Source organism: Methylobacterium sp. ME121, assembly GCF_000974725.1.
GTDB lineage: Bacteria > Pseudomonadota > Alphaproteobacteria > Rhizobiales > Beijerinckiaceae > Methylobacterium > Methylobacterium radiotolerans.
The window spans coordinates 129,992-137,031 of sequence record NZ_BBUX01000011.1; the positions used below are offsets into that span (position 1 = coordinate 129,992).

The following is a 7,040-nucleotide window of genomic DNA, read 5'->3' on the forward strand; positions in this document are numbered from 1 at the left end:
CCCGGCCGGGCCCCGGTGAGGCGTTCGGGGGGAGGGGGCAGCGACGGTGTGGCGGGCGCGGTGAAGGCGATCGGGTCGGCCTGTCCGGGCGACGCGCCCACGGGTCTCCTTGTGGCAACGCCTGAAGTTCGACAAACCCGCTCGGACGATGCCGAGGACGGGCGCCTATGATCATCCGCCATACCCGTAGGCTGCAGCGATCGGGGGACGCGGTCACGAGCCGCGACGGGCGACTCGTGGCGCATTGTCCGGCCGAGTCCGACTGGTCCGCGCTCGGCCTGATCGATCTCGGCGGGCGCGCCACGGTGGTCGCGCTCGTGGGTCCCGATGACGCGCGCGCGTTCCGGTTCCTGAACCCGGACGGCGCGCCGCTGGCGTCCTGCGCGGCGGAGTTCCTCGCCGCGCCACGGGACGGGGCGGGCCCTCTCGACTGGCAGGCGGAGGCGCTTCTCACCGACGACGATGGCGCGGCGGGCTCGCGGGCCATGATCGAGGATATCCATCTCCTGATCGAAGCCCTCGCGCGCGCGGCTGCCGCCAACCCGGAGCAGGCTGTCCGGGTCGTGACGGGCGGCGGTTCCGATCCGCGGGCACAGGCGATGCACGCGGCGCTGGCGCGGCTCAACGGCGCGCCGGCGGGGTCTCCGCCCCATCTGCCCGAACTGGTGACGAAGGAGATCGTCGCGCGCGGCGGGCAGGAGACGCGCCATCCGGACGGCGGCGATCTCCGCTTCTCGATCTACCTGCCCATGCCGGGCTTCCGGTTTGTCGGCTACTCGGCGGACCGGAACGAGACGCTGTGCACGCTGATCGGCAAGAACTCCCGCCTCGCATCGGCCCTGCTGGACGTTCGAACCAACACGGCCTACGCCCGGCCCAACCTGGCGAGCGTCGGGTTCGACGCCGCGACCCTCGTGCAGGTCCGGCTGTGGCGGCAGTACCTTCTCCCGGCCCTGATCGACGGCGCGGCCCGGTCGACACGCGTCGGGATCGTCTTCGAACACGCGCACATCAGTCACGCCATCTGGAACGAGCTGGCCGCGGTCGACGACGTGCTGTCGCTCGGTCGCTCGCCGGCGGTGTTCCTGTTCGCCAGCTGCAACGAGCCGATCTTTCCGGTCGACGCCGTCTTTCCGGAAGTCGCCGGACGTGTGTATCGCGGGATCGAAGGCCCGCTGCCCCTGTTGCAGGCTGCCGTCACCGGCGCGGCGACCTTCCTGCCGTTCCGCTCCTACCGCGTGAGCCAGCGCTTGGCCGATCGTCTCGCGGCCCTGGCGCGGAGCGCCGAGCCCGCGCTCGATGCCCGCCTGGCGGACGCGGCGCGCCGGGCCACGATCGTCCTCATCGGCCTGCGGCTGGAGAATCGCCAGTGGGTCCGGCAGCTCGACGGGTATGTTGGCCTGATCCGACGCCTCGGCCGGAGGCGGGGGGAGCGGTTTCTGGTCCTCGTCGACGGGCACAACACGCTCGCGCGCGCGAAGGGCGGCTTCGTCGAGAGCTACTGCGAGAGCCTCGTCCCCGCGACGGGGACCGTGCCCTCCATCGTCCAGATGGAGATCGACCTGATCGACGCGCTCCGCCGGCGGGTGGCGGATATCGCCAACGTCGACCTGCTGCCGCTCGTGCCCTGCTCGATGGGCGCGAGCCTCGTGGCCGCGCTCCACACCGACCTGTTCGTGACGCATTTCGGAGCCGGTCTCGCCAAGTACAAATGGGTCGCCAACGCGCCCGGATGCGTCATATCGAGCCGATCCGTGCTCAGCGGAAAGGACGATCTGCGCATCTACGACACCGAGATCTTTCGCGAGAACGTGTCGGCCTGTTTCTACTTTCCCGCCGAGCGGGTGACGGATCTCGACACCTCGAGCAACGCCCTGCACGTCCCCGGCAGCAGGGAGCGCGAGGATTTCGATCTCGACCTCGAGGAGTTTGCCCGCTTCGTCGAGGAATGCCTGCCGAAGAAGCGCGCGGCGCGCGCGCGCTGGCTCGGACGGCTGAACTTCTTCAGAAACCGCGCCACGCCGACACGGCAAGGCCCTGATTGCTGGGACCGTCACAGATGAGCGACCGGATCCTGATCACCGGCGGCGGCGGCTTCATCGGCTCGCACCTCAGCGAGCGCCTGCTGGAGCAGGGCCACGAGGTCCTCTGCGTCGACAATTTCTTCACGGGCAGGAAGAGCAACATCGCTCACCTGTTCGACAACCCGCGCTTCGAGCTCGTACGGCACGATGTCACGCATCCGCTCTTCGTCGAAGTGGACCGGATCTACAATCTCGCCTGCCCGGCCTCCCCGATCCATTACCAGTTCGATCCTGTCCAGACGACCAAGACCAGCGTGATGGGGGCCATCAACATGCTGGGGCTGGCGAAGCGGCTCCGCGTGCCGATCCTCCAGGCCTCGACCTCGGAGGTCTACGGGGATCCGCTCGTGCACCCGCAGCCCGAGGGGTACTGGGGCAACGTCAATCCGCTCGGGCCCCGCTCCTGCTACGACGAGGGCAAGCGCTGCGCCGAGACCCTGTTCTTCGACTATCACAGGCAGCATCGCGTCCCGATCAAGGTCGTGCGGATCTTCAACACCTACGGCCCGCGCATGCATCCCAGCGACGGGCGGGTCGTCTCCAACTTCGTCGTTCAGGCCCTGCGCGGCGCGCCGATCACGGTCTTCGGCGAAGGGCATCAAACCCGTTCGTTCTGCTACGTCGACGACCTGGTCCTGGGCCTCCAGGCGATGATGGCCACCGGGGCGGCGATCACCGGTCCCGTCAATCTGGGCAATGCGGACGAGTTCACCATCCGACAGCTGGCCGACCTCGTCGTCGACTTGTCGGGCTCGCGCTCGAAGCTCGTTCACGCCCCGCTCCCGGTGGACGATCCGCGACAGCGGCGGCCCGACATCGCCCTGGCCGAGCAGCTCCTCGACTGGCGCCCGACGGTGCCGCTGCGGGAAGGGCTCATGAAAACCATCGCCTACTTCGAGAGGTTGCTGGCCTCGGAGCAGATCCGGCCGGCATGACCCTACCCGGACGCCGCCCGCGTCGAGGGGACGCCGCGTGTTGAAGTCGGGGCGTCACGAACCCGCCTGCCTGTCCGGCGGATCCACCTCGAAGCCCGATGGCCTCACCATCATCGACGGGGCGTCGGCCGTCCCGTCGATGAGGCGTGCTAGGCGGCGAACCGATCGCACGCGGTGCGATCAGAGGCGTCGCTCACCGGACTGCGGTCTCGACGATGCGGACTGTCCGGCACCTCGTCGTCCAACACCCATCTGCACGCCAGGCGCCCGCTGGCGGGATCGATCGACCAGCGTGCCCGCAGAGGAGCGCGGAGGCCGCGCTCGACCGGCCTCGGAACACGGACGCGGTGCGCGTCGAACGGGGCTTGCCGGCGCTCGGCGAACGGCGCGACGCGCGCGCCTGCGCTGTGGGGGATGATCGTCTTCATACGGCACCTCGGAGGCGTCCGGCCGCTCGCGCGACCGTGTCCCGAGGCGCGCCGATCAGGCGTCCATGCGAGCGGCGGCCGGCGCGAACGGCGCGGACAATCGACTGTGACTGTCGCTGGGCATGGGGTTCAGGAGTCCTGACGGTGACGCGCGGAGCCGTGACCGGCCGTTCGCGCAGTCGCCAGAAGCCACGGGGGCCCTGTCCGGTCAAGCGCTCCGGCCGCGCATCCCCGGCGGCTCGCCGCTTCGTGACGCCTGTTCGAGATCCCGTTCCCGCGGCCACAGGGGCGCGTCTCGGCGCCTCTTCGGGCGGAGGCGCCGCCCGACGGTCGCGCGCCGCTCTGCGTGTCACGACGAGGCGCGCGATGCGTCCGGATCCGCCGTCGGGAGCACGCGCCGGAGGGCCGGGATCACCGACAACAGCGTCACCGGGCCGACGATCCTCCGACCACGACCACGGTCGCCAGCGGCTGCTGGACCTGTGAGCCGATGCCACGGCAACGACTTCCGCGTCGAGCAGGACTGCCGGCAGTCCGGCGGGCCCCGTCTCGGTCGTGCCGTCGAGCGCCACGCCGTCCGCATCGACGGGCCGGACCGCTTCACGGACGCGACCGGGGACGGGGCGGGCAGCATCCGGCTCTGCCCCGGTCTCGCGCCGTCAGCCGCCCTGGGCGGGTCGCCGGTCTGTCCGGGCCTCCCTGCCGGGTCCGGGGATTCGGGCTCCGCGGGGCCGAGCGTTTCGCCTGCCGCGGTGAGGCTCTGCCCGGCCGGTCCTCAGATCTTCCTTCCGGGCGCGGGATAGCCGTCCGATGCGGGTTCGCAGACCTTGCGGGCGACGCCCCGGATCCGTTGAGTGGAGAGCCCGGGAAGACGTCCCGTTCGCGGTGTGCCGAATGAGCAGTGCAGTCGTCTTCGGGGCTTCGGGCGGGATCGGTCAGGCGCTCGTCGCAGCCCTGGCGGAGACCGGAACGTACGCGCGCATCTTCGCCCTCTCGCGGTCGCAGGCGTCCCAGCCCGAATCCGTGCAGTCCCTGTCCGTCGACATCACGGACGAGGCCTCGATCGCGGCGGCGGCCGAGGCTGTCGGCGCCGCCGGACCGGTCGGGCTGGTCCTCGTCGCCAGCGGTCTGCTGCACGGGGCGGGCATCGCACCGGAGAAGGCGATCCGCGCGCTCGATCCGGCCGCGATGACCACGGTGTTCGCCGTCAACACCGTCGGTCCCGCCCTCGTGGCCAAGCACTTCATCCCGCTGATGCCGCGCGCCGGGCACGGCGTTTTCGCCGCGCTCTCGGCGCGCGTCGGATCGATCGGCGACAATCGCCTGGGCGGATGGTACGCCTACAGGGCCTCGAAGGCGGCGCTCAACCAGATCCTCCGCACGCTCGCCGTCGAGACGGCGCGCACCCATCCGGAGCTGATCGTCGTCGGTCTCCATCCCGGAACCGTGCGGACGGCACTGTCCCGGCCGTTCCGCCCGGATGCCGGGACGCCCGGCGTCTTCGCGCCGGACGAGTGTGCGGCCCGGCTGCTGCAGGTGGTGTCCGGACTGCAGGCCGAAGATTCCGGTCACACCCTGGCGTGGGACGGGCAGCGGATCCCGCCGTGATGCCGGCCCGACCCGGACATCGGAGCGGATATGGGAGCCTGCCTTTGAGCCGGTATGGTCCGTGACCGTCTGCGTTCGCGCCCCGTTCCTGTGCGGCCCCGGCGCGGCCCCGGCGCCGCCGCTCTGCTCGGGTCCAGACGCCGGCACGACCGGCGGCCGGAACCCGCCATGGTGTGGAATCGCACCCGGCGGGCCGAACTGTGCCGCTTATGCACGCGATCCCACCTGCCCTCGGTTGTCCGCGGCACGGCCGGTGCCCAGATCGACCGTGCCGGGTCGCGATGGCGTCGCGATCCTGCAGCCCTCTCCGAGGGCGTTTCCTCCCAAGACTTCGGGCCGCTCCGACGGGGCGGCCTTTTTTCTGCCCGCGCCAGCGATACCACGGCCGCTCCTGCCGACCCGAGGGAGCCGCGAGGCCGCGCGGGGCGGACGCGCGTGGGGCGCGGCGCGAGCGTGCCTGCCCTCCGGATCGGGCCGTTCGACGCGGGCCGCCGCACCGTGTCGCGCTCAGTCGCCGGGCTCGGACGGCGGCTCCTGACCGGGCGGCACGCCTTCAGCCATGCTCTGCAGCATGACGACGGTCACGTAGGTGCAGGTCAGCGCGGTCAGGTCAACGACGTCCGGCTCACCGAGCACGTCCTCGGCGCGGACGAAGGTTGGATCCGAGACCGCGCGCTGCGCGGAGAGCTCCGTGCGGCTCCTGGCTGACGATGGTCTGGACGGCGACGGAGTTGCGTGACGGCGCGGGTCAGATCGGCTCCGTCTTCACCGCGGCTGTCGCGACCAAGCGGCGTATGACGGAGGATGAGATCAGGCAACACAGGCGATCGAGCGGCTATATCGGTGCGCAGACGCGGCAGATCCTGCCATCCCGCGGGAAAATCGGCGATGACACGCGGGCCGATGCGCTCAGACGGATCATGCCGTCTCACTATATCGAGGGCGGCCTGAAACCGGCCGCCGCCGGGGTCACGGCGCTCGCCGCGCAGACGACCAGGGCCACCGCGGAGATCTCGGTTCAGACTGCGCGCGGGCAGGGCGTGACCGCCGGGGCGGTCGGTGCCGTCGGAGTGATCGCCGGGCGGATCCGGGAGGTCATCGGCGCGGCGGTCGAGGAGCGGGCCGCCGCCACGCAGGAGATCGTGCGCGACGTCCCTCGGGCGAAGACGGGCACGGACGAGGTGACGCGCAACGTCGCCGGCACGGCAGCGGCCTCCGAGGAGATGGGCGCGGCCCAGGTGCTCGACGCGGCAAACGGGCTGTCCCGCCCGTCCGAGCATCTTGTGCGGAGGTGGCTCGCTTCGTCGCGGCCGTCCGGGCGGCCTGAGACTTGCTCGAACTCCGACGCGGACCGCAGGGCCCCGGCCGCGCGCGTGCCGCCGGTTCGGGTGAGAGGAAGGCTCGGCCGCCGGAGCGTCCATCGCCAGCGCCGGTCAGCCTGAGGAATGCGTCACGGCCTAAGCCGTTCGTCCCGAGGCAGAGCAAGGTTGCCATGACCGGAACGATCATCCCACCGCGCTCCGAGGAGGATGGGACCGCCAGCGGCGCACGGACGGACGCGCTCACCGCGGATCTGGTCGCGGCTCGGATCGAGGCGCTCCTGAAGGTGCTGCATCGGAGACGGACCGAGCTGGCGGCCCAGATCGCCAACCTCCAGAGCGTACAGCCGAGTGCCGACACCCGGCTGACGGTGCTCACCGCGGAGCTGGCCGGCCGAATGAGCAGCAGCGTGGCCGATCTGAACCTGCTCATCGACCAGGCGGAGATGTTCGTCCGTGAGCTGGCCCGCGAGGCCCCGACGGCGTGAGCGCGGGCCGGAGCGGATCCCTCAGGCGGCCTGCGAGGGTGCGGCCTGCGAGGGTGCGGCCAGCGCCGGGCCGTCGCCGTCCATGAGCGCGACGAGGTCGAACACGACCACGAACGCCTCGCCCCGGCGGCCGATGCCCGCGATGTAGCGCGCATTCCAGCGCCCGCCGACCTCGGGC

Annotated in this window: 6 protein-coding genes and 2 pseudogenes; 5 read left to right on the forward strand and 3 right to left on the reverse strand. The window is 71.2% G+C overall.

Translation table 11 applies throughout. From position 1 onward, the window contains the following. Positions 1 to 167: 167 nt before the first annotated feature. Both ME121_RS10610 and ME121_RS10615 read left to right on the forward strand, forming a co-directional pair. Positions 168 to 2,063 carry a hypothetical protein gene (locus ME121_RS10610; protein WP_059408819.1) on the forward strand — a complete coding sequence of 632 codons (1,896 nt, stop codon included), beginning with the start codon at positions 168 to 170 and terminating at the stop codon, positions 2,061 to 2,063. Then, complete coding sequence (locus ME121_RS10615; RefSeq protein ID WP_012329523.1) at positions 2,060 to 3,019, forward strand: UDP-glucuronic acid decarboxylase family protein; 960 nt, start codon at positions 2,060 to 2,062, stop codon at positions 3,017 to 3,019. Before ME121_RS10610 ends, ME121_RS10615 begins: the two co-directional genes overlap by 4 nt. A 149-nt stretch (positions 3,020 to 3,168) precedes the next feature. Here the strand turns inward: ME121_RS10615 and ME121_RS33525 are convergent, their stop codons facing one another. Then, positions 3,169 to 3,447 carry a hypothetical protein gene (locus tag ME121_RS33525; RefSeq protein ID WP_143739311.1) on the reverse strand — a complete coding sequence of 93 codons (279 nt, stop codon included), beginning with the start codon at positions 3,445 to 3,447 and terminating at the stop codon, positions 3,169 to 3,171. Positions 3,448 to 4,341: 894 nt separating this feature from the next. Between ME121_RS33525 and ME121_RS10620 the strand changes: the two genes are divergently transcribed. Further along, on the forward strand, positions 4,342 to 5,055 hold the full coding sequence (locus ME121_RS10620) for an SDR family NAD(P)-dependent oxidoreductase (RefSeq protein WP_059408820.1): 714 nt from the start codon (positions 4,342 to 4,344) through the stop codon (positions 5,053 to 5,055). Between the two features lie 507 nt (positions 5,056 to 5,562). Here the strand turns inward: ME121_RS10620 and ME121_RS33530 are convergent. After that, positions 5,563 to 5,691: a hypothetical protein gene (locus ME121_RS33530; protein WP_280951382.1), complete on the reverse strand. Its 129-nt coding sequence runs from the start codon at positions 5,689 to 5,691 to the stop codon at positions 5,563 to 5,565. Between the two features lie 308 nt (positions 5,692 to 5,999). Between ME121_RS33530 and ME121_RS33535 the strand changes: the two are divergent. Both ME121_RS33535 and ME121_RS10630 read left to right on the forward strand, forming a co-directional pair. After that, positions 6,000 to 6,382, forward strand: a pseudogene (locus ME121_RS33535) (hypothetical protein); the annotation flags it as partial. Positions 6,383 to 6,547: 165 nt separating this feature from the next. Next, a complete protein-coding gene (locus tag ME121_RS10630; protein ID WP_012329519.1) occupies positions 6,548 to 6,862 on the forward strand; it encodes a hypothetical protein in 315 nt (104 codons plus the stop codon). A gap of 21 nt (positions 6,863 to 6,883) precedes the next feature. Here the strand turns inward: ME121_RS10630 and ME121_RS10635 are convergent. Then, positions 6,884 to 7,040, reverse strand: a pseudogene (locus ME121_RS10635) (chemotaxis protein CheW); the annotation flags it as partial.

Excerpts from the sequence above, each read along its gene's own strand:
- ME121_RS10610 (WP_059408819.1), top strand. The coding sequence starts at position 168 with ATGATCATCCGCCATACCCGTAGGCTGCAGCGATCGGGGGACGCGGTC.
- ME121_RS10615 (WP_012329523.1), top strand. The coding sequence starts at position 2,060 with ATGAGCGACCGGATCCTGATCACCGGCGGCGGCGGCTTCATCGGCTCG.
- ME121_RS33525 (WP_143739311.1), bottom strand. The coding sequence starts at position 3,447 with ATGAAGACGATCATCCCCCACAGCGCAGGCGCGCGCGTCGCGCCGTTC.
- ME121_RS10620 (WP_059408820.1), top strand. The coding sequence starts at position 4,342 with ATGAGCAGTGCAGTCGTCTTCGGGGCTTCGGGCGGGATCGGTCAGGCG.
- ME121_RS10630 (WP_012329519.1), top strand. The coding sequence starts at position 6,548 with ATGACCGGAACGATCATCCCACCGCGCTCCGAGGAGGATGGGACCGCC.